Origin of the sequence: Pseudomonas sp. B8(2017), from assembly GCF_002113575.1 — a bacterium.
In the GTDB taxonomy this organism is placed as follows: Bacteria; Pseudomonadota; Gammaproteobacteria; order Pseudomonadales; family Pseudomonadaceae; genus Aquipseudomonas; species Aquipseudomonas putida_Z.
In genome coordinates this window covers 30,685-52,307 of record NZ_NEIO01000007.1, presented here as the reverse complement: position 1 = coordinate 52,307, position 21,623 = coordinate 30,685, and the positions used below count along the sequence as shown (strand labels likewise).

Here is a 21,623-nt window from a genome sequence, read left to right as displayed (position 1 = left end):
GGCTTGCCGGCGATGAGGCCGGGACAGGTTAACGCTTGTGGCTCAACAGCACTTGGGCCCGGACTTGCCGCCATAACGCGCTTCCTGGCGTTCGCGGAAGAACTCCTCGTACGTCATGACCGGCTTGTCCGGGTGCTTGGTCTGCATGTGCTCGACGTAGTTGTCGTAGTCGGGCATGCCGACCATCAGGCGGGCTGCCTGCCCCAGGTACTTACCCAGTCGACCCAGGTCGTTGAACATCGCAGCAGTCCTCTCAAGCGTCAGGCAGGGCCTGGAACGGGGTTTCCTTGTCGGTACGCTCCTTGCGGCCGAGGGCGGCGAAACCGACCTTGACAGCGAAGAACAGCACGCTGAACACCACCACCAGGAACAGCACGGTCAGGCCGGCGTTGGTGTAGGCGTTGAAGATCACGTGCTGCATCTGCCCGATGTCCTTGGCCGGGGCCAGTACCTGGCCGGCGTCCAGCGCGGTGCTGTACTTCTTGGCCAGGGCAAGGAAGCCGACTGCCGGGTTCGGGTCGAACAGCTTGATCAGGCCTGCGGTGGTGGTGCAGATCAGCAGCCACACGGCCGGCAGCAGGGTGACCCAGACGTAGCGCTGGCGCTTCATCTTGATCAGTACCACGGTGCCGAGCATCAGGGCGATACCGGCCAGCATCTGGTTGGAGATACCGAACAGCGGCCACAGGGTGTTGATGCCACCCAGCGGGTCGATCACGCCCTGGTACAGCAGGTAGCCCCACAGGGCCACGCAGCCGGCAGTACCGATCAGGTTGGCAGTCCACGATTCGGTGCGCTTGAGCGCTGGCACGAAGCTGCCCAGCAGGTCCTGCAGCATGAAGCGCCCGGCACGGGTGCCGGCGTCTACCGCGGTGAGGATGAACAGCGCCTCGAACAGGATCGCGAAGTGGTACCAGAAGGCCATGGTGTTTTCACCCGGCAGCACCTGGTGCAGGATCTGCGCGATACCCACGGCCAGGGTCGGCGCACCACCGGCACGGGCCAGCACGGTGTGCTCGCCAATGTCGCGGGCGGTGGCCTCGAGCTGCTCAGGGGTGATCAGGAAGCCCCAGCTGCTCACCGTTTGCGCAACCGACGCCACGTCGGCACCGACCACTGCGGCCGGGCTGTTCATGGCGAAGTACACGCCTGGCTCGATCACCGAGGCGGCGACCATTGCCATGATGGCAACGAACGATTCCATCAGCATGCCGCCGTAGCCGATGTAGCGGGCGTTGGTTTCGTTGTCCAGCAGCTTCGGCGTGGTCCCCGAGGAGATCAACGCGTGGAAGCCGGACACCGCGCCACAGGCAATGGTGATGAACAGGAACGGGAACAGGGTGCCCTTCCACACCGGGCCGGTGCCGTCGGTGAACTGGGTCAGTGCCGGCATCTTCAGCTCGGGCGCGATGATCAGGATACCGATGGCCAGGCCGACGATGGTGCCGATCTTGAGGAAGGTCGACAGGTAGTCACGTGGCGCCAGTACCAGCCATACCGGCAGTACCGCAGCGACGAAGCCATAGCCCACCAGCATCCAGGTGATCTGCACGCCGGTGAAGGTGAACGCCGGACCCCAGGTCGGGTCTGCGGCAATCTGGCCCCCCAGCCAGATCGAAGCCAGCAGCAGCACCACGCCGATGACCGAGATCTCACCGATATGGCCCGGACGGATGTAGCGCATATAGATGCCCATGAACATCGCGATCGGGATGGTCGCCATCACCGTGAACATGCCCCACGGGCTTTCAGCCAGGGCCTTGACCACGATCAGCGCCAGCACCGCGAGGATGATGATCATGATCAGGAAGCAGCCGAACAGGGCGATGGTGCCCGGGATGCGGCCCATCTCCTCGCGCACCATGTCGCCCAGCGAACGGCCGTTGCGGCGGGTGGACAGGAACAGAACCATGAAGTCCTGCACCGCACCGGCCAGCACCACGCCGGCGATCAGCCACAGCGTACCGGGCAGGTAGCCCATCTGCGCGGCGAGTACCGGGCCGACCAAGGGCCCTGCACCAGCGATGGCGGCGAAGTGGTGACCGAAGAGGATGTGTTTGTTGGTCGGGACGTAGTCCAGGCCGTCGTTGTTGAGCACCGCCGGGGTGGCACGGCGTGGGTCGAGTTGCATCACCTTGGTGGCGATGAACAGGCTGTAGTAGCGATAGGCGACCAGGTAGATGGCCACTGCCGCGACCACGATCCACAAGGCATTGATCGCCTCGCCGCGACGCAGGGCAACCACACCCAGCGCACAGGCTCCTATGACTGCCAGCGCCAGCCACGGAATGTGGCGTAGCAGGCTATTATTGTTGTTCATGGTTTGCTTCCAGCTGGTGGATTGGAAAAGACCGCCCATCGAGTCTAGGGCGAGTCATCGCGCATTGCCACACTTGCTTTGGTCTAGAGCCTCTGCGGCCAGATTGCGGTACCTGATGTACATACCACTCTAACTATAGTCAGGATGTCACCTGAGGACCTATGCGAGGATCTACCCCATGAGCGATCACGACGAACGCCGCCGTTTCCAGCGCATCGACTTCGACGCCCCAACCGAACTGCGCCAGGGCGTGCAACGCTGGCCTGCCAAGCTGCTGGACCTTTCACTCAAAGGTTTGCTGATCGAACGCCCGGCAAACTGGGATGCCGACCTGACCCAGGATTTCGATGCCATCATTCACCTGGCCCCCGATGCACGGGTACAGATGCAGGTTGAACTGCGCCATGAGGAACCAGACCGCCTGGGTTTCATCTGCCTGTACATCGACGTCGAGTCGATGACTCATCTGCACCGTCTTGTGGAATTGAACGTGGCCGACAGCACCGAAATGATGCGTGAGCTGCGCGAACTCATCGAATAATGAAATCTCTTAGCTAGCTAATGGCTTCCCCACCTTGTGTTTCCTGTCTACCCAGACAGCTTTAAGCCTGGGTAGCAGCGTTTTGTACACACCCCTCTAGCACAGCCTCTGACGAGTTGGTACGCCTTCTGCATTGGGTTCTCGCACACCTTGCGGGCGCTCTTGTGCGCGCTCCGATCAAAATATTGTATACAATTCTTGTGGCAATCATTTGTAGGAAGTGTCTACAGTAGCACCACAACAATAAACAGAGAGCCTGCTCCATGACTACGTCCCCTAGCACGTCTCCCGCCAAGCGCCCCGAGGATGAAAACCTCGGCCTTGGTGCCAACCTGGCCTATGGTCTGCAGCATGTGCTGACCATGTACGGGGGGATCGTCGCGGTACCCCTGATCCTGGGGCAGGCCGCGGGCCTGAACGGTGCCGAAATCGGCATGCTGATCGCCGCTTCGTTGTTTGCCGGTGGCCTGGCCACCCTGCTGCAAACCCTCGGCCTGCCGTTCTTCGGCTGCCAATTGCCGCTGGTGCAGGGCGTGTCGTTCGCCGGTGTGGCAACCATGGGTGCAATCCTCAGCAGCGAGGGCGGCGGTGGCCTGCCAGGCGTGCTCGGCGCGGTCATGGCGGCGTCGCTGATCGGCTTTCTGATCACCCCGGTGTTCTCGCGCATCACCAAGTTCTTCCCGCCGCTGGTGACCGGCATCGTTATCACCACCATCGGCCTGACCCTGATGCCCGTGGCCGCTCGCTGGGTAATGGGTGGCAACAGCGCCTCGCCGGAATTCGGCAGCGTGGCCAACATCGGCCTGGCAGCCCTGACCTTCGCCATCGTGCTGCTGCTGAGCAAGCTGGGCAGCGCGGCGATCTCGCGCCTGTCGATCCTGCTGGCCATGGTGGTCGGTACCCTGATCGCCTGGGCGCTGGGCATGGCCGACTTCAGCAAGGTCACCGAAGGCCCGATGTTCGCCTTCCCCACACCGTTCCATTTCGGCATGCCGGAATTCCACATCGCCGCGATCCTGTCGATGTGCATCGTGATCATGGTGACCCTGGTGGAAACCTCGGCCGACATCCTCGCCGTGGGTGAGATCATCGACACCAAGGTCGACTCCAAGCGCCTGGGCAACGGCCTGCGCGCCGACATGGCCTCGAGCATCCTGGCGCCGATCTTCGGCTCGTTCACCCAGAGCGCGTTCGCCCAGAACGTGGGCCTGGTAGCCGTGACCGGGGTCAAGAGCCGCTACGTGGTGGCCACCGGTGGCGTGATCCTGGTGGTGCTCGGCCTGCTGCCGATCATGGGCCGGGTGATTGCCGCAGTCCCTACTCCGGTACTGGGTGGCGCGGGCATCGTGCTGTTCGGCACCGTGGCGGCCAGCGGTATCCGCACCCTGTCCAAGGTCAGCTACAAGAACAACGTCAACCTGATCATCGTCGCTGCCTCGCTGGGCTTCGGCATGATCCCGATTGCCGCACCGACCTTCTACCACCACTTCCCGAACTGGTTCGAGACCATCTTCCACTCGGGCATCAGCTCGGCGGCGATCATGGCCATCCTGCTGAACCTGATCTTCAACCACTTCACCGCCGGCAACTCGGACCAGCAGTCGGTGTTTGCCGCCGCGTACGAGCGCACCATCCAGTACTCGGACATTTCAGCGCTGCGTGATGGCGACTACTTCAAGGATGGCAAGCTGTTCGATGCCGAGGGTAATGAAGTGCCGATGCTGGAACTGGACGAGCATGGCAATGAAACGGTCAGGCGCAGTGCGGTTGCCGAGCATTGACTGCTGACTGAGCGGTGAGGTGGGGGGCCGACGCGCATCGTCGGCCCCTTTTTCGTTTTGCCTGTGCCGGCCCTTTCGCGGGTAAACCCGCTCCCACAGGGTTTGCGCAATCCTGAAGCTGATGCGGTACCTGTGGGAGCGGGTTTACCCGCGAAGAGGCCGGTACAGGCCACGAATTATTCGAACAGCGCATCCAGGGCCTGCTCCAGCCGGGTAACGGCAATCACCTGCAACCCTGCCGGAGCCTCTTTCGGCGCATTGCCCTTGGGCACGATGGCCCGCTTGAAACCATGCTTGGCGGCTTCCTTCAAACGCTCCTGGCCACTGGGCACCGGCCGCACCTCGCCCGACAGGCCGATCTCGCCAAACACCAGTAGGCCATGGGCCAGGGGCCGGTTGCGCAGGCTGGACATCACCGCGGCCAGCAGCGCCAGGTCCGAGGCGGTTTCCAGCACCTTCACCCCGCCCACCACGTTGAGGAACACATCCTGGTCATGGGTGGGAATACCGCCGTGGCGGTGCAGCACTGCCAGCAACATGGCCAGGCGGTTCTGGTCCAGGCCCAGGGTCACCCGACGCGGGTTGGCCAGGTGGCTGTCGTCGACCAGCGCCTGCACCTCCACCAGCATCGGCCGGGTGCCCTCCCAGGTCGCCATCACCACGCTGCCCGGTACTTCCTCCTGGGTGCGGTTGAGGAAGATCGCCGAGGGGTTGGATACCTCCTTCAGGCCACGGTCGGTCATGCCGAACACACCCAACTCGTTGACCGCGCCAAAGCGGTTCTTCACCGCCCGCAGCAGGCGCAGGCGGCCATCGGACTCGCCCTCGAAATACAGCACGGTGTCGACCATGTGCTCGAGTACCCGCGGACCGGCCAGCGAGCCTTCCTTGGTCACGTGGCCGACCAGGAAGATCGCCGTGCCGCTCTGCTTGGCGTAGCGCACCAGCAACGCCGTGCTTTCGCGCACCTGGGCCACGCCGCCGGGTGCCGATTGCAGCTGCTCGGTGAAAATGGTCTGGATCGAGTCGATCACCATGACCCGCGGTTTCTCGACGCGGGCCGTGGCGATGATGGTCTCGATGCAGGTTTCGGTCATCACCTTGAGCTGGTCCTGGGGCAGGCCCAGGCGCCGGGAGCGCATGGCCACCTGCTGCTGCGACTCCTCGCCGGTGACATACAGCGCCGGCATGCCCACGGCAATGTTGCACAAGGTCTGCAGCAGGATGGTCGACTTGCCGATGCCGGGGTCACCACCGATCAACACCACCGAGCCATCCACCAGGCCACCGCCCAGCACGCGGTCCAGCTCGGTGCTGCTGGTGGTGAAGCGCGGGATTTCCTCGACGCTGACTTCGGCCAGGGTCTTGATCTGCGCCTGCTGCCCGGTCCAGCCGGCACGGCCGCTACTGGGTGCAGCTGCGCCGCCGCTTTCGATCATGGTCTCGACCAGCGTGTTCCAGGCCCCGCATTCGCCACACTGGCCGGCCCATTTGGGGAAGGTCGCACCGCACTCGGTGCAGCCATACAAGCGCTTGGCCTTGGCCATGGCTGGGGTCTCCTGGAAAAAAACCGCCATGATAGCCGAGCCGGACGTGCCTCGAACGCCTCGGGATGCGACAAAACTATTCGTTCTAACAGCAGTCTGTGGCCCTGAGCACAACGCATGAAGCGTTTGAGTGGCTTACACTGCGTAAACCTTACCTTTTGTTACAAGGAACCAAACATGGGCATGATCAGTGAATTCAAGGCCTTCGCGGTCAAAGGCAATGTCGTCGACATGGCGGTTGGTATCATCATCGGCGCGGCCTTCGGCAAGATCGTCTCGTCTTTCGTCGGTGACGTGGTCATGCCGCCACTGGGCCTGTTGATCGGTGGCGTGGACTTCAGCGACCTGGCAATTACCCTGAAGGCTGCCGAAGGTGACGTTCCGGCGGTGGTGCTGGCGTATGGCAAGTTCATCCAGACCGTGATCGACTTCGTGATCGTGGCCTTTGCCATCTTCATGGGGGTGAAGGCGATCAACCAGCTCAAGCGTGAAGAGGCCGTGGCGCCGACTGCACCGCCTGTGCCGACTGCAGAAGAGACCTTGCTGACCGAGATCCGCGACTTGCTCAAGGCGCAGAATCAGAACCGCTTGCCCTGAGGTTGTATAGGGAACGCTGTGGGAGCGGGCATGCCCGCGAAGAATCCAACGCGGTGGGTGGCACCGGCTCCGCCGGTGTTCGCGGGCACGTCGGACCGCCGCACCGCCGCTCCCACAACGGCCCCAAAGGCCTTACCAGTAGTTCTCCACAGCCACCTGCCCCGGCCGCTTGCTCAGGCTCAATTGCAGGTCGCGCGCCTTCAGTACCTTGCGCGTTTCATCAATCATCTCCGGGTTGCCACACAGCATCACCCGCGAATGTTCCGGCGACAGTTCCAGCCCCGCCGCCTTCTCCAGCTCGCCATTCTCGATCAGCGTGGTAATCCGCTGGTTCAACGCCCCCGGGTGCTGTTCACGGGTCACCACCGGAATGAACTGCAACTTGCCGGCGAATTCGGCCAGGTAATCGCGCTGCTCCAGCCCGGCGACTTCATCCACATAAGCCAGCTCTTTCGCTTCGCGCACCGAGTAGACCAGCTTGATGTTGTCGAAACGCTCCCAAGCCTCGAAGTCCTGCAGGATCGACATGAACGGCGCAATGCCAGTACCGGTCGCCAGCAACCACAGGTCGCGGCCACCGACGAAGCGGTCGAGGGTGAGGAAGCCGAAGGCCTGGCGGTCGATCAACAGGGTATCGCCTGCCCCCAACCGGCTCAGCTCGCTGGTGAATTCCCCACCTGGCACCACGATGGAGAAGAAGTCGAGGTGCTCGTCATGGGGCGCGCTGACCATGGAATAGGCGCGCCACACCACGCTGCCATCGGCCTTGGTCACGCCAAGGCGGGCAAACTGGCCGGAACGGAAGCGGAACCCCGCATCGCGCGTAACCCGCAGGCTGAAGAGGTTCGGCGTAAGTGGCTGAACATCGAGCAGGGTCTGGCGGGTGAACTTTTCGGCGCTAGCGGTCATATCGGGCTCCAGGTTTGGCGTGCGCACAGTGTCGCGCAAAGTGGCGCGGATAAAAACCACTGCTTTGTAGGGCCTCATCTGCGGCGATCCTGCCGAAGTCGCATCGGATCCTGACCGCTATAACAAAAAAATCTCAGCACATTGGTAGGTCTTTTCCTACAATCATCCGGGCATCCAAACGGACTGGACCTGAGGCACAAGGAGTATTTCAGATGCGCCACTGGAAACCCGAGTATCTTCGTGCGTTCGCCGACGAACGCTGCCCACAGAAGTTGTTCGGCATGGCCGTGCATATGGCGCAGGATCTGGGCATGGAGTACCTGGGGCTGAACATTCGCATCCAGATCGCTACGCAAACACCCCACCTGTTCATGTACAGCAATTACCCCCATGAATGGATCGAGCGCTACCAGCGCGATGACCTCTACAAGCAGGATTCAGCCGCCAATGCGAGCCACGGCTCGACCATGCCGGTGCTGTGGACCGATGATCTGTATCGCGAGGCTCCGCAATTTCGTAAAGCTGCCTGCCAGAGCGGTTTGCGCCATGGCTGGACGCAGTCATTGCACGACCAGCAGCACAACGAAAGCCAGATAAGCGTGGCCAGGTCCACCAAGCCCATCAGTATTGTCGAACTCTACAGAAAGGCCGGCAGTGTGCAGTGGCTGAGTCACACACTGCATGAGGTGATCAGCGCACATCACCTCACTGCACTATGCCCGCCGCAGCCGAAAATGAGCGAGCGGGAGCTGGAAGTGCTGAAATGGTCGGCCGCCGGCAAGACCGCCGCCGACGTTGCCTGCATCCTGTCACTGTCCCAAAGCACGGTAAACTTCCATATCCGCAGTGCCATCACCAAGACCAACGCCGCCAACAAGGCCGCCGCCATCGCCATCGCCGTCATGCGTGGCTGGATCTGACCTTCAAACCTGCGACCTTGGGCAAAGCCCTGTAGAATCGCCCGGCAAAGCCCGGGGCGAACCGCAACGGGCAGTTTCGTACCCGAGCCAGACGCCATGCCCCTGTTGACCACCCCCTACGCCGAACTCGACCTGATCCGCCAGCCGGAACAGGCCAACGACCCGCTGCAGGCTTTCGATGCCGCCGACGAGTACCTGCTTGCGCAACTGCACGAACAGGCCCCCGAGGCCAACTGCCGGGTTCTGGTGCTCAATGACAGCTTCGGCGCCCTGGCCGCCAGCCTGGCGGGCAAGCTGCAGGTGGTCAGCAGTGGCGATTCACACCTGGCGCACCTGGCCCTGGAAAAGAACCTGGCACGCAATGGCCTGCCGTTCGACAGCGTGCCATTCGTGCCGGCCAGCGAACGCTGGCAAGGCCCGTTCGACCGGGTACTGGTGCGCGTGCCCAAGACCCTGGCCCTGCTCGAAGAACAACTGATCCGCCTGCAAGGTCACCTGGCGCCCGGTGCGCAGGTGATTGCAGGGGCGATGATCAAGCACCTGCCACGGGCGGCCGGTGACCTGATGGAGAAGTACATCGGCCCGGTGCAGGCCTCGCTGGCGCAGAAAAAGGCCCGCTTGCTGACCGCGACGGTGGCCGAACGGCCGGTCGCCCGCTCGCCCTACCCTAGCCGCTACCGCCTCGACGCGCCGGCGCTGGAGCTGCTCAACCACGCCAACGTATTCTGCCGAGAGGGGCTGGATATCGGCACGCGGGCGTTCCTGCCGCACCTGCCCCGCGAACTGGGCCGCGCGCGGGTGGCGGACCTGGGCTGCGGCAACGGCGTGCTGGCGATCGCCAGCGCCCTGGCCAACCCGGATGCCCAGTACACCCTGGTCGACGAGTCGTACATGGCGGTGCAATCGGCGCGGGAGAACTGGCAGGCCGCGCTGGGCGAGCGCCCGGCGGTGTTCGAGGCAGCCGATGGGTTGGCGGGGGTAGAGAAGCAGTCGCTGGACGTGGTGCTGTGCAATCCGCCGTTCCACCAGCAGCAGGTGGTGGGCGATTTCCTCGCCTGGCGCATGTTCCAGCAGGCGCGTGAGGCGTTGGTGGTGGGTGGAGCGCTGTATATCGTGGGTAACCGGCACCTGGGCTATCACAGCAAGCTGGCGCGGTTGTTCCGGGGGGTGGAGCAGGTGGCGGCAACGCCCAAGTTCGTCATCCTTAAAGCTCGTAAATAGGCTTTGGGGGCTGCTTTGCAGCCCATCGCGACACAAGGCCGCTCCTACAGGGAGACGCGACAATCTGAATGATCGCGGTCCCTGTAGGAGCGGCCTTGTGTCGCGAAAGGGGCGCAAAGCGCCCCCATTGGTTCAATGGGTGGTCAGCCCCGCAGCCCCCATGAACAGGCGCATCACGTAGGCCGCCACACCCAGGGCCGCCACGCTCATCGCCCAGATCAGCAGCAGCCAGCCCAGCCGCTGCCACAGGGGTTTCTTCTCGTCCAAGCCATGCTTGCCGGTCATCATGCAGCCCTCCTAGTGATAGCCGTCTTCATGGGTCACCTTGCCGCGGAACACGTAGTAGCTCCAGAAGGTATACATGAGGATGAACGGCAGGATGAACAATGTGCCCACCAGCATGAAGCCCTGGCTCTGCGGTGGTGCCGCGGCATCCCAGATCGAGATCGACGGCGGGATGATGTTCGGCCACAGGCTGATGCCCAGGCCGCTGTAACCGAGGAAGATCAGCACCAACGTCAGCAGGAACGGCGTGTAGTGCGCATTGCGCGCCACCGCCTTGAGCAACCCGTAGAAGGTTACCAGCACCAGGATCGGCACCGGCATGAACCAGACCAGGTTAGGCATGCTGAACCAGCGCGCGGCGATCTGCGGGTAGGCGATCGGTGTCCACAGGCTGACGATGCCGATCACTACCAGCAGCACCAGCGCCAGCGGCCGGGCGATGTCGTGCATCTTCTGCTGCAGCGACCCTTCGGTCTTCATGATCAGCCAGGTGCAGCCCAGCAGGGTGTAGGCAACGATCAGCCCCAGGCCGCAGAACAGGCTGAACGGGGTCAGCCAGTCAAGGGTGCCACCGGCGAAATGCCGGTCGACCACCTTGAAGCCTTCGAGGAAGGCACCCAGCGCCACGCCCTGGAAGAAAGTGGCGATCAACGAGCCCCAGATGAACGCCTTGTCCCAGATGTGGCGCTTGTCGGCCTTGGCCTTGAAGCGGAACTCGAAGGCCACGCCGCGGAAGATCAGGCCGATCAGCATCAGGATCAATGGCAGGTACAGGGCCTCCAGCACTACCGCGTAAGCCATCGGGAACGCCCCGAACAGCCCGGCACCGCCCAGCACCAGCCAGGTCTCGTTACCGTCCCACACGGGGGCGACGGTGTTCATCATCACATCGCGGTCATGCTCGCCCTTGACGAACGGGAAGAGCATGCCGATCCCCAGGTCGAAACCATCCATCACCACGTACATCATGACGCCGAAGATGATGATCACGGCCCAGATCAGCGGAAGGTCGATACCCATGGCTCAGTTCCCCTTGCTCAGGCTGGCGGAGTTGGCCTCTCGGCCATCATCGGCGGCGGACAGCGGCCGCGCCGGCGTGCGTTTGGTGCCAGGGCCACCTGGGTTGTGCTCGTCACCCTCACCGGTCTGCGGCCCTTTGCGCACCAGGCGCATCATGTAGCCAAGGCCAGTGCCGAACAGGGCGAAGTACACCACCACGAAGGCCACCAGGGTGAAGCCGAGCTGGGCGTAACTGTGGTTGGACACACCGTCTGCCGTGCGCATCAGGCCATACACCACCCAGGGCTGGCGGCCGATTTCGGTGGTGAACCAGCCGGCCAGCAGCGCGATCAGCCCGGAAGGGCCCATCCACAGGGCCAGGTACAGGAACGGCCGCGAGGTGTAGAGCGTGCCGCGCTTGCGCAGCCAGAGGCTCCACAGGCCGACGAAGATCATCAGGAACCCCAGCCCGACCATGATCCGGAACGACCAGAAGACGATGGTCGAGTTGGGCCGGTCTTCGGGCGGGAACTCCTTCATCGCCGGCACCTGCTTGTCCAGGCTGTGGGTCAGGATCAGGCTGCCGAGCGCCGGGATCTCGAGCTTGAAGCGGGTGGTTTCGGCCTGCATGTCGGGAATGCCGAACAAGATCAGCGGGGTCGGCTCGCCGGGCACGTTCTCCCAGTGGCCTTCGATCGCGGCGATTTTCACCGGCTGGTGCTTGAGCGTGTTGAGGCCATGGAAGTCACCGATCACCGCCTGGATCGGGGCGACGATCAGCGCCATCCACATGGCCATCGACAGCATCTTGCGCACCGCCGGGTTGTCACGCCCGCGCAGCAGGTGCCAGGCCGCCGAGGCACCGACGAAGAACGCGGTGGCAACGAACGCGGCCGTGGCCATGTGCATCAGGCGGTAGGGGAACGAGGGGTTGAATACCACCGCCAGCCAGTCCACCGGCACCACCCGGCCATCGATGATCTCGTGGCCTTGCGGGGTCTGCATCCAACTGTTGGAGGCAAGGATCCAGAAGGTCGAGACCAGGGTGCCGAGCGCAACCATCACCGTGGAGAAGAAGTGCAGGCCACGGCCGACGCGGTTCCAGCCAAACAGCATGACCCCCAGGAAGCCAGCCTCGAGGAAGAACGCGGTCAGCACCTCGTAGGTGAGCAGCGGGCCGGTAATGGCGCCGGCGAAGTCGGAGAAGCGGCTCCAGTTGGTACCGAACTGGTAGGCCATGACCAGGCCGGAAACCACCCCCATGCCGAAGTTGACGGCGAAGATTTTCGACCAGAAGTGATAAAGGTCACGGTAGACCTGGTTGTTGGTCCGCAGCCAGAGGCCTTCGAGGACTGCCAGGTAGCTCGCCAGGCCAATGGTGATGGCCGGGAACAGGATATGGAACGACACGGTAAAGGCAAACTGCATTCGGGCGAGCTCTAAGGCCTCTATTCCGAACATGGTGCTTCCTCTTCAGATAATCCGGCGTCCGGGCCGCTGGCCCCGTCGCCCACTGCCCCCACGGTAGTCGAGTGCGGCGCGTTGGAATTGTTCTGTTCGATCGCAGGGATTTCGGCCCGAGGGCCCGATCGTTACATCTGGAACGATTGACCCAGATCAACGATTGCTAGGAAGCATAGTCCTGAATGGCCCGCCGGGCCGTGTGGTTGATTGCCGCGTGACCGGTTGCCCCACCCCCTTTCATGACGCGTGAAAAAGTGCCGACTCCGGCAAACAGTAACCGTTTGTTACAAACAGATGATACGCTGCGAACCCCTCTACTGCGCCGAGGCCCCTGGTTTCCGATGTCCGATTCCGCACCGCAGTTGTTGCGTCACCACCGCCCGTTCCTGGCCTTCTGGCTGGCCCGCGTGTTCACCGCCAGCGGCTTCCAGATGCTCACCGTGGCCATTGGCTGGCACCTCTACCAATTGACCGGCAATGTGCTGGACCTGGGCCTGGTCGGCCTGGTCGAGTTCGCCCCACGGGTGCTGTTCATGCTGCACACCGGGCATGTCGCCGACCGCTATGACCGGCGCAAGGTCGCTGCGCTGTGCCAGAGCCTGCAGGGGCTGATAGCCCTGGCACTGGCGCTGGGCAGTGCCACCGACAACGTCACCCGCGAGCTGATCTTCGCCCTCGCCTTCCTGCTCGGTGCCACGCGTTCGTTCGAAATGCCGGCGACCCAGGCGCTGCTGCCCAACGTGGTACCGGCCGGGCTGTTCCCACGTGCGGTGGCGGCTTCGGCCTCGGCCACCCAGTCGGCAACCATTGTGGCGCCGGCGGTGGGCGGCTTCCTGTATGCCTTCGGCAGCATCTGGGTATACGGCCCCACCGTGGCCCTGTACGCCATCGCCTGCGTGCTGACCCTGAGCCTGCAGGCACGCGGCCAGGTGGCCCAGCGCGGGCGCGCCAGCATCGAATCGCTGCTGGCCGGCATCCGCTTCATTCGCAGCCGGCCGGACATCCTCGGCGCCATCTCGCTGGACCTGTTCGCCGTACTGCTGGGCGGGGCCACCGCGCTGCTGCCGGTGTTCGCCAAGGACATCCTGCTGACCGGCCCGCTGGGCCTCGGCCTGCTGCGCTCGGCGCCAGCGGTGGGGGCATTGCTGATGTCGCTGTGGCTGGCGCGCTTCCCGTTCGAGCGCAACGTGGGGCGGACCATGTTCACGGCAGTGGGCGTGTTCGGCGTGGCGACCATCGCCTTCGGCCTGTCGACCTCGTTCTGGTTCTCGCTGGCAGTGCTGGTGGTGCTGGGTGCGGCAGACATGATCAGCATGGTTATCCGCGGTGCCTTCGTGCAGCTGGAGACGCCGGATGAAATGCGCGGACGGGTGAGTGCGGTGAACGGCTTGTTCATTGGTGCTTCGAACCAGCTCGGCGAGTTCGAATCGGGGGTGACCGCGCACTGGTTTGGCACAGTGCCGGCGGTGGTGCTGGGTGGGGTGGGCACTTTGGTGGTGACTGGGGTGTGGATAAAACTGTTCCCGACACTGGCCAAGCGAGATCGATTGCATAACGGTTGATCGTAGGCCTGTTCTGGCCCTATCGCCGGCAAGCCAGCTCCCACAGGTACACCACAGTTTCCGAACCCTGTGCAGTACTTGTGGGAGCTGGCTTGCCGGCGATAGGGCCAGAACAGGCCATGCAGAACCCATTCCCCAACGGCCATAGGCCCCCGCCAAGCATGCTGGTATGATGCGCGGCTTTTTTCCGCCCCACACAAAACCACGGCAACCGGTACGGTCTGTGCTTTGCTGATGGGGTCGATACATTCATGGCGCCGGGGGCGCCTTGGGGAGCGGGCATGCTGGAAAGGCTGTTTCAACTAAAAGCACACAACACCAATGTGCGCACCGAGATTCTCGCGGGCGTCACCACCTTCCTGGCCATGGCCTACATCCTGTTCGTCAACCCGAGCATCCTCGGCGAGACCGGCATGGACAAGGGCGCGATCTTCGTCGCCACCTGCCTGGCCGCGGCCATCGGCTCGGTGACCATGGGCCTGATCGCCAACTACCCGATCGCCCTGGCGCCGGGCATGGGCCTGAACGCGTTCTTCACCTACACCGTGGTCCTGCACATGGGCCACACCTGGCAGGTGGCACTGGGTGCGGTGTTCCTGTCGGCGGTGATGTTCTTCCTGCTGTCGATCTTCCGCATCCGCGAATGGATCGTGAACAGCATCCCGCTGCCGCTGCGTTCGGCCATTGCCGCGGGTATCGGCCTGTTCCTGGCATTGATCGCCCTGCATAACGCAGGCATCGTCGTCGATAACCCAGCCACCCTGGTGGGCCTGGGCGACCTCAAGCAGCCGGCACCGATCCTCGCCACCCTGGGCTTCTTCCTGATCGTCGGCCTCGAGTCGCTGAAAGTGCGCGGCGCCGTGCTGATCGGCATTCTCGCCGTCACCATCGCCTCGATCCTGATGGGCGTGACGCCCTTCGGCGGCGTGGTCTCGATGCCGCCATCGCTGGCCCCGACCTTCCTGCAGCTGGACATCGCCGGCGCGCTGGACGTGGGCCTGGTCAGCGTGATCTTCGCCTTCCTGTTCGTCGACCTGTTCGACAACTCCGGCACCCTGATCGGCGTGGCCAAGCGCGCCGGGCTGATGGGCAAGGACGGCCACATGCCGAAGATGGGCCGTGCCCTGATCGCCGACAGTACCGCAGCCATGGCCGGCTCCCTGCTGGGCACCTCGACCACCACCAGCTACATCGAATCCGCTGCGGGCGTGAGCGCCGGTGGCCGCACCGGCCTGACCGCCATCGTGGTCGCCGTGCTGTTCCTGCTGGCGCTATTCTTCGCCCCGCTGGCCGGTAGCGTGCCGGCCTTCGCCACCGCCCCGGCGCTGCTGTTCGTCGCAGTGCTGATGGCCTCGGGCCTGGCAGAAATAAACTGGGACGACGTCACCGAAGCCGCACCGGTGGTAGTGACCGCCCTGGCCATGCCGCTGACCTACTCGATCGCCAACGGCATCGCCTTCGGCTTCATTTCCTGGACCGCCGTCAAGCTGATCTCCGGCCGCCACCGCGACCTGAACCCGGCCCTGGTGATCCTTTCCATCCTGTTCGTCATCAAGCTGGGCTGGTTCAACGCATGAGTGCTGCTTTCGACCCCTCCTCCTACACCACCCAGCTGGACGCCAAGGTGGCCCGGCTGCGCGAGCTGCTGGCGCCGTTCGGCGCGCCGGAGCCGGCTGTTTTCGACTCGCCGCGCGAGCATTACCGCCTGCGCGCCGAATTCCGCCTGTGGCGCGAGGATGGCCAGCGCCACTACGCCATGTTCGCCCCGGGCGAGAAGCACAAGGCGATCCTGATCGACGACTTCCCCATAGCCAGCCAGCGCATCAATGCACTGATGCCGCGCCTGAAAGCGGCCTGGCAGGCCAGCGAGGAACTGGGCAACCGCCTGTTCCAGGTGGAGTTCCTCACCACCCTGGCTGGCGATGCCATGGTCACCCTGTGCTACCACCGCCCACTGGACGAGGCGTGGGAAACGGCCGCACGGCAGCTGGCCGAAGAGCTGGGCGTGAGCATCATCGGCCGCTCCAAGGGCAAACGCCTGGTCATCGGCCGTGACTACGCGGTGGAAAAACTCGACGTCGCTGGCCGTGTGTTCAGCTACCGCCAGCCGGAAGGCGCGTTCACCCAGCCCAACGGCGCGGTGAACCAGAAGATGCTGAGCTGGGCCTTCGAGGCCATCGGCGAGCGCGATGACGACCTGCTGGAGCTGTACTGCGGCAACGGCAACTTCACCCTGCCGCTGGCCACCCGCGTGCGCCAGGTGCTGGCCACGGAAATCAGCAAGACCTCGGTCAATGCCGCGCTGAGCAACCTCGACGAGAACGCTGTGGATAACGTGCGGCTGGTGCGCCTGTCGGCAGAAGAGCTGACCCAGGCGCTGAATGAGGTGCGGCCGTTCCGCCGGCTGGAAGGCATCGACCTGAAGAGCTACGAGTTCGGTACGGTGTTCGTCGACCCGCCGCGGGCGGGGATGGACCCGGATACCTGCGAGCTGACCCGGCGTTTCGAGCGGATCCTGTACATCTCGTGCAACCCGGAGACGCTGGCGGCGAACATTGCCCAGTTGCAGGACACCCACCGCATCGAGCGGTGTGCGTTATTTGACCAGTTCCCGTATACCCACCATATGGAGAGTGGGGTTTTGCTGGTTCGGCGCTGACCTTCAGATCGCCGGGGCTGCTTTGCAGCCCATCGCCGGCAAGCCAGCTCCCACAGGTGCTGCACAGGCCTTGAGGGCCGCGCGGTCGGTGTGGGAGCTGGCTTGCCGGCGATGGGCCGCAAAGCGGCCCCAGGCTTCACTCAGAAGTCGAAGAACACCGTCTCCCCTTCCCCCTGAATACGGATATCGAAGCGATACGCCGTCTTCCCGTCCACCTCGCAACGCTTGGCCACCAGGGTCTCGCGCCGCTGCGGCTGCTCGATCAGGTTGAGCACCGGGCACTTGGCATTGGCCTCGGCCTCGTCATCGAAATACAGCCGCGTGTGCAGGTGGATGTTGATCCCCCGGGCAAACAGGCTGATGTTGATGTGCGGCGCCATCGGCACGCCCGCAGCGTTGTTCACCACACCCGGCTTGACCGTGTGCAGGGTCCACTCACCGGCATCGAAGGTGGTGGCGGTGCGGCCAAAGCTGTTGAAGGCGTTTTCCAGGTTGTAGGCATCCTGGTACTCGCCGTTGGCATCGGCTTGCCACACTTCCAGGAACGAATCGCGCACCAGGTGGCCGTTACCGTCATACACCTGGCCGATCAGCAGGATGTGCTCGCCCGGCGCGTCCGGCTTGGCCAGGCGGTTCCAGATTTCCTGGTCGCGGGTCGGGTTGCCGGCCGCTTCCAGGGCCAGGCCGATGTGCACGTAGGGGCCGGCGGTCTGCGAAGGGGTTTCCGGCAGCAGTTCGATTGGCATGGCGGGGTCCTCAGCAGTTTTCGAAGTGGGTCTTGCGCTGGCCGCGCAGCACGATGTCGAAGCGGTAGGCCAGGCAGTCCATCGGGTTGGCGTTGCTCATGTCGAGCTTGGCGATCAACTGCTGCACGGCTTGCGGGTTGGCGATCGACTTGACGATCGGGCACATCGGGATCAGCGGGTCACCCTCGAAGTACAGCTGGGTGATCAGCTTGGTGGCGATCGACGGGCCGCTGATGGCGAAGTGGATGTGCGCCGGGCGCCAGTCGTTCGGGCCGTTGCGCCACGGGTACGGGCCCGGCTTGATGGTGCGGAAGCTGTAGTAGCCATCACGGTCGGTCAGGCAACGGCCGACGCCACCGAAGTTCGGGTCCAGCGGCGCCAGGTAGCGGTCGTTCTTGTGACGGTAGCGGCCGCCGGCATTGGCCTGCCACATTTCCACCAGGGTATTCGGCACAGGCTTGCCGTACTGGTCGACGACACGGCCGGCGACGATGATGCGCTCGCCGATCGGCAAGCCGCCGTTGTTGAAGTTCAGCAGCAGGTCATGGTCATGGGCGCCGAAGCCTAGGTGGGAAAAGTCCGGGCCGGTGGTTTCGCTGATCGACTGCGGGATGCTGACCAGTGCCTGGCGTGGCGAGCGGGCAATGGACGTCTTGTAGTCAGGCGTAAGGGCTTTCGGGTGCCAGTTGCGATCACGGATCACGAAGCGGCTGTTGTCCTGGGCGGGCATGCCGGTTTCCTCTCTTGGAATTATGGAAATGCGCGGGGGGTTATTTGAAACCCTGTCGCGGGCAAGCCCGCTCCCACATGCAGTTTCAGGCAGGTAGCGCGCAATGAATATTGAAATCAGCCACATCAAACATAACCATTTGGTTATGCATAAGCACCTTGGCCTGACACTCGCCGCTGTCGTGGACTAATCTTTGTCTTCTTGTTTCACGCTCCGGAGAGCATTCATGGATTGGCGAAAAGGCCGACGCAGCGACAATGTGGTCGATGCCCGAGGCGAAGGTGGTGGCGGCGGCATGCGTTTCGGCGGCGGCAAGGGGCTGGGGCTTGGTGCGGTGCTGCTGATTGTCGGCATCGGCTGGCTCACCGGCCAGGACCCGTTGCAGATTCTTGGCCAGCTCGCCGGTCAGATGGAGCAACAACAGCAGGCCCCCAGCAGCGCGGGCGGCAAGGCCCCGCCGGCCAACGACCAGCAGGCCGAGTTCGTCGCCTCGATCCTGGGCGATACCGAAGACACCTGGAAAGCCCTGTTCGCCGAGGGCGGCAAGCAGTACCGCGACCCCAAGCTGGTGCTGTTCAGCGGCCAGGTCAATTCGGCCTGTGGCTTTGCCTCGGCGGCGGTGGGGCCGTTCTACTGCCCGGCAGACCAGCGGGTCTACCTGGACATGTCGTTCTTCCGCGAAATGGAAACCCGCTTCGCCGCAGCCGGCGACTTTGCCCAGGCCTACGTGATCGCCCACGAAATCGGCCATCACGTACAGACCCTGCTGGGCGTGTCGGCCAAGGTCGATGCCGCGCGCCGCAGTGGCCAGCGCATGGAAGGCGACAATGGCCTGCTGGTGCGCCAGGAACTGCAGGCCGACTGCCTGGCTGGTGTATGGGCCTACCAGGCGCAGAAGCGCCTGAACTGGCTGGAACCGGGCGACGTCGAAGAGGCGCTGAACGCGGCCAATGCCATTGGCGATGACCGCCTGCAGCAGCAAGGCCGCGGGCGCGTGGTACCAGACTCGTTCACCCACGGCACCTCGGCGCAGCGGGTGCGCTGGTTCAAGGCCGGGTTTGCCGAGGGCGAAGTGAACCGCTGCGATACCTTCAGCGCGCGCAACCTCTGAGGCTTCATGGGGCCGCTTTGCGGCCCTTCGCGGCGGTTCGGCGCCCCGACACGCCCGCTCCCACAGGTAAATCGCTGCCCTTGAAGTTGGCGCTATCCCTGTGGGAGCGGGCATGTCGGGGCGCCGAACCGCCGCGAAGGGCTGCAAGGCAGCCCCAATCAAGCCAGTTACAAATCTGCTGAAAAAGCGTTTCAGCTTCCTCCATCACTGCCGATAACCCCTGCACGAATCAGCGGGCATCCAGAACAACAACGCCTGGCGATCGAAGATCAAGCGAGCGAAAACAACTTCTGGAGAGCGTGCATGAACAGCTGGTTCGCCAACATCAGCGTCAACCTCAAACTCGGCCTGGGCTTCGGCCTGGTACTGATCCTCACCGGCCTGCTGGCCCTGACCGGCTGGACCAGCCTGGGCAGCCTGATCGACCGCAGCAACTGGATGGGCGATATCGGCCAGCTCAACAAGGACCTGACCGACCTGCGCATTGCCCGCCTGCAGTACATGATCGCCAACGGCGACGATGCCGCCGCCGCCAACACCCAGACCAAGCTGGACGCCTTCAGCAAGCAGCAGGCCTACCTGGCCAGCACCTTCAAGAGCCCGGAAAACATCAAGCTGCTGGGTGAACTGGGCGAGACCATCAGCGCCTACAAGGTGTCGCTGAACAAGATGCGCCAGGGCTACGACGCCACCCGCACCGCGCGCACGGCCATGGACGGCTCGGCCAGCCGTGCCGACCAGGCCATGGACGCCCTCAGCCAGGAAGTCATGGCGCGCCCCGAAGCCGACAGCGTGCGCCTGGCCCAGTACCAGTTGATCAGCAAGGCCCGCCAGCAACTGTTGCAGGTGCGCATCGACGTACGCGGCTACATTGCCGAAAACAGCGCCGCCAACGAGCAGGCCGCCCTGCGCCAGCTGGACGCCGCCCTGGCCGAAATCGACAACCTCAAGCGCCAGCTGCCGGCCGAAGACACACGCCTGCAACAGTTCGAAGGCTCGGTGCTGGCCTACCGTGACGCCGTGCGCCAGTTCCGCGATGCGGTCGCCAACATCACCACTGCGCGCGCCGAAATGACCGTGCAGGGTGCCGACATCGTCAAGCGCAGCGACGCGCTGTACCAGATCCAGCTGCAGCGCCGCGACATCGAGAGCAGCCAGGCTCGCAGCTTGCAGGCCATCGCCACGCTGCTGGCGCTGCTGGTCGGCGTGCTGGCGGCAGTGCTGATCACCCGGCAGATCACCCGCCCGCTGCGCGACACCATGGTGGCAGTGGAAAAGATCGCCAGCGGCGACCTCACCCAGCATCTGCGCGTCACCCGCCGCGACGAACTGGGCGTGCTGCAACAAGGCATCGCCCGCATGGGCACCACCTTGCGCGAGCTGATCAGCGGCATCCGCGACGGCGTCACTCAGATCGCCAGCGCTGCCGAGGAACTGTCGGCGGTGACCGAGCAGACCAGCGCCGGCGCCAACAGCCAGAAGGTCGAGACCGACCAGGTGGCCACCGCCATGCACGAAATGGCCGCTACCGTTCAGGAAGTGGCGCGCAATGCCGAACAGGCCTCGCATGCCGCCACCGGTGCCGATGACGAAGCCCGTGCCGGCGACCGCGTGGTGGGCGAAGCAATTGGCCAGATCGAACGCCTGGCCGAAGACATGCACCGCTCCACCGAAGCCATGAACTTGCTGCAGCAGGAAAGCCAGAAGATCGGCAGCGTGATGGACGTGATCAAGTCGGTGGCCGAACAGACCAACCTGCTGGCGCTGAACGCAGCGATCGAGGCGGCGCGTGCCGGCGAGGCCGGGCGTGGTTTTGCCGTGGTCGCCGATGAAGTGCGCGGCCTGGCCCAGCGCACACAGAAATCCACCGAAGAGATCGAAGAACTGATCGCCAGCCTGCAGCATGGGACCCAGCAAGTGGCTACGGCCATGCACGGCAGCCGCACCCTGACCGACAGCAGCGTCGAGCTGGCGCGCAAGGCCGGGGCTTCGCTGGAGAGCATCACCAGCACCGTGTCGAGCATCCAGTCGATGAACCAGCAGATTGCCGCGGCGGCGGAGCAGCAGAGTGCGGTGGCGGAGGAGATCAGCCGCAGCATCCTGAATGTGCGCGATGTGTCGGAGCAGACGGCGGCTGCCAGTGACGAGACGGCGGCGTCCAGCGTGGAGTTGGCGCGGTTGGGTGGGCAGTTGCAGACGTTGGTCAGCCAGTTCCGCGTCTGACCTGAAGA

At 63.9% G+C, this 21,623-nt stretch carries 19 protein-coding genes; 10 read left to right on the top strand and 9 right to left on the bottom strand.

Translation table 11 applies throughout. The features are described 5' to 3' along the window. Nucleotides 1-42 precede the first annotated feature (42 nt). Both CAG22_RS12895 and CAG22_RS12890 read right to left on the bottom strand, forming a co-directional pair. Nucleotides 43-240 carry a YbdD/YjiX family protein gene (locus CAG22_RS12895; protein ID WP_013974210.1) on the bottom strand — a complete coding sequence of 66 codons (198 nt, stop codon included), beginning with the start codon at nucleotides 238-240 and terminating at the stop codon, nucleotides 43-45. A gap of 13 nt (nucleotides 241-253) precedes the next feature. Next, nucleotides 254-2,320 (bottom strand): carbon starvation CstA family protein, encoded by a 2,067-nt coding sequence (locus CAG22_RS12890; protein ID WP_024087740.1) that lies wholly within the window; start codon nucleotides 2,318-2,320, stop codon nucleotides 254-256. Between the two features lie 178 nt (nucleotides 2,321-2,498). Here CAG22_RS12890 and CAG22_RS12885 point away from each other — a divergent pair, with 178 nt between their 5' ends. Beyond that, the gene (locus CAG22_RS12885; RefSeq protein WP_085593014.1) at nucleotides 2,499-2,861 is read left to right on the top strand and encodes a PilZ domain-containing protein; all 363 of its coding nucleotides are present in this window, start codon (nucleotides 2,499-2,501) and stop codon (nucleotides 2,859-2,861) included. Nucleotides 2,862-3,124: 263 nt separating this feature from the next. Beyond that, nucleotides 3,125-4,642 (top strand): nucleobase:cation symporter-2 family protein, encoded by a 1,518-nt coding sequence (locus CAG22_RS12880; RefSeq protein ID WP_085593012.1) that lies wholly within the window; start codon nucleotides 3,125-3,127, stop codon nucleotides 4,640-4,642. Between the two features lie 176 nt (nucleotides 4,643-4,818). Here CAG22_RS12880 and radA read toward each other — a convergent pair whose 3' ends face one another. After that, nucleotides 4,819-6,189, bottom strand: coding sequence for a DNA repair protein RadA (radA, locus tag CAG22_RS12870; RefSeq protein ID WP_003251626.1), 1,371 nt, complete (start codon nucleotides 6,187-6,189; stop codon nucleotides 4,819-4,821). 177 nt (nucleotides 6,190-6,366) lie between these two features. Here radA and mscL point away from each other — a divergent pair, with 177 nt between their 5' ends. Further along, nucleotides 6,367-6,786, top strand: a complete 420-nt coding sequence (mscL, locus tag CAG22_RS12865; RefSeq protein ID WP_013974214.1) for a large-conductance mechanosensitive channel protein MscL — start codon at nucleotides 6,367-6,369, stop codon at nucleotides 6,784-6,786. A gap of 132 nt (nucleotides 6,787-6,918) precedes the next feature. Here mscL and CAG22_RS12860 read toward each other — a convergent pair whose 3' ends face one another. Further along, nucleotides 6,919-7,695, bottom strand: a complete 777-nt coding sequence (locus CAG22_RS12860; protein ID WP_085705575.1) for a ferredoxin--NADP reductase — start codon at nucleotides 7,693-7,695, stop codon at nucleotides 6,919-6,921. Between the two features lie 212 nt (nucleotides 7,696-7,907). On the opposite strand from CAG22_RS12860, the gene CAG22_RS12855 reads away from it, so the two are divergent. Beyond that, nucleotides 7,908-8,615 (top strand): autoinducer binding domain-containing protein, encoded by a 708-nt coding sequence (locus CAG22_RS12855; RefSeq protein ID WP_085692223.1) that lies wholly within the window; start codon nucleotides 7,908-7,910, stop codon nucleotides 8,613-8,615. 96 nt (nucleotides 8,616-8,711) lie between these two features. Further along, nucleotides 8,712-9,836 carry a methyltransferase gene (locus tag CAG22_RS12850; protein ID WP_085593008.1) on the top strand — a complete coding sequence of 375 codons (1,125 nt, stop codon included), beginning with the start codon at nucleotides 8,712-8,714 and terminating at the stop codon, nucleotides 9,834-9,836. Between the two features lie 132 nt (nucleotides 9,837-9,968). Here CAG22_RS12850 and CAG22_RS12845 read toward each other — a convergent pair whose 3' ends face one another. Genes CAG22_RS12845 through CAG22_RS12835 form a run of 3 tightly spaced genes read right to left on the bottom strand, consistent with a single transcriptional unit; the run spans nucleotide 9,969 to nucleotide 12,581 of the window. Further along, nucleotides 9,969-10,124, bottom strand: a complete 156-nt coding sequence (locus CAG22_RS12845) for a DUF2474 domain-containing protein (RefSeq protein WP_008094148.1) — start codon at nucleotides 10,122-10,124, stop codon at nucleotides 9,969-9,971. 9 nt (nucleotides 10,125-10,133) lie between these two features. Then, nucleotides 10,134-11,141, bottom strand: a complete 1,008-nt coding sequence (gene cydB, locus CAG22_RS12840) for a cytochrome d ubiquinol oxidase subunit II (protein ID WP_085692224.1) — start codon at nucleotides 11,139-11,141, stop codon at nucleotides 10,134-10,136. A 3-nt stretch (nucleotides 11,142-11,144) separates the two neighbouring features. After that, nucleotides 11,145-12,581: a cytochrome ubiquinol oxidase subunit I gene (locus CAG22_RS12835; RefSeq protein WP_075046379.1), complete on the bottom strand. Its 1,437-nt coding sequence runs from the start codon at nucleotides 12,579-12,581 to the stop codon at nucleotides 11,145-11,147. A gap of 344 nt (nucleotides 12,582-12,925) precedes the next feature. Here CAG22_RS12835 and CAG22_RS12830 point away from each other — a divergent pair, with 344 nt between their 5' ends. The 3 genes from CAG22_RS12830 to trmA all read left to right on the top strand — a co-directional run bounded on the left by CAG22_RS12830 (nucleotide 12,926) and on the right by trmA (nucleotide 16,805). Beyond that, nucleotides 12,926-14,146, top strand: coding sequence for an MFS transporter (locus tag CAG22_RS12830; RefSeq protein WP_025340646.1), 1,221 nt, complete (start codon nucleotides 12,926-12,928; stop codon nucleotides 14,144-14,146). A gap of 281 nt (nucleotides 14,147-14,427) precedes the next feature. Beyond that, nucleotides 14,428-15,723, top strand: a complete 1,296-nt coding sequence (locus CAG22_RS12825; protein ID WP_015271803.1) for an NCS2 family permease — start codon at nucleotides 14,428-14,430, stop codon at nucleotides 15,721-15,723. Further along, nucleotides 15,720-16,805 (top strand): tRNA (uridine(54)-C5)-methyltransferase TrmA, encoded by a 1,086-nt coding sequence (trmA, locus tag CAG22_RS12820; protein ID WP_085593003.1) that lies wholly within the window; start codon nucleotides 15,720-15,722, stop codon nucleotides 16,803-16,805. Before CAG22_RS12825 ends, trmA begins: the two co-directional genes overlap by 4 nt. 140 nt (nucleotides 16,806-16,945) lie before the next feature. On the opposite strand, the gene pcaG is transcribed toward trmA, so the two are convergent. Together pcaG and pcaH are read right to left on the bottom strand one after the other, a co-directional pair. Further along, a complete protein-coding gene (gene pcaG / locus CAG22_RS12815) occupies nucleotides 16,946-17,551 on the bottom strand; it encodes a protocatechuate 3,4-dioxygenase subunit alpha (protein WP_015271805.1) in 606 nt (201 codons plus the stop codon). Nucleotides 17,552-17,561: 10 nt separating this feature from the next. Next, nucleotides 17,562-18,281, bottom strand: coding sequence for a protocatechuate 3,4-dioxygenase subunit beta (pcaH, locus tag CAG22_RS12810; RefSeq protein ID WP_003251597.1), 720 nt, complete (start codon nucleotides 18,279-18,281; stop codon nucleotides 17,562-17,564). 226 nt (nucleotides 18,282-18,507) lie between these two features. On the opposite strand from pcaH, the gene CAG22_RS12805 reads away from it, so the two are divergent. Together CAG22_RS12805 and CAG22_RS12800 are read left to right on the top strand one after the other, a co-directional pair. Beyond that, nucleotides 18,508-19,392: a neutral zinc metallopeptidase gene (locus CAG22_RS12805; RefSeq protein ID WP_075046381.1), complete on the top strand. Its 885-nt coding sequence runs from the start codon at nucleotides 18,508-18,510 to the stop codon at nucleotides 19,390-19,392. A 303-nt stretch (nucleotides 19,393-19,695) separates the two neighbouring features. After that, nucleotides 19,696-21,615, top strand: a complete 1,920-nt coding sequence (locus tag CAG22_RS12800; RefSeq protein WP_085593001.1) for a methyl-accepting chemotaxis protein — start codon at nucleotides 19,696-19,698, stop codon at nucleotides 21,613-21,615. Nucleotides 21,616-21,623 lie beyond the last annotated feature (8 nt).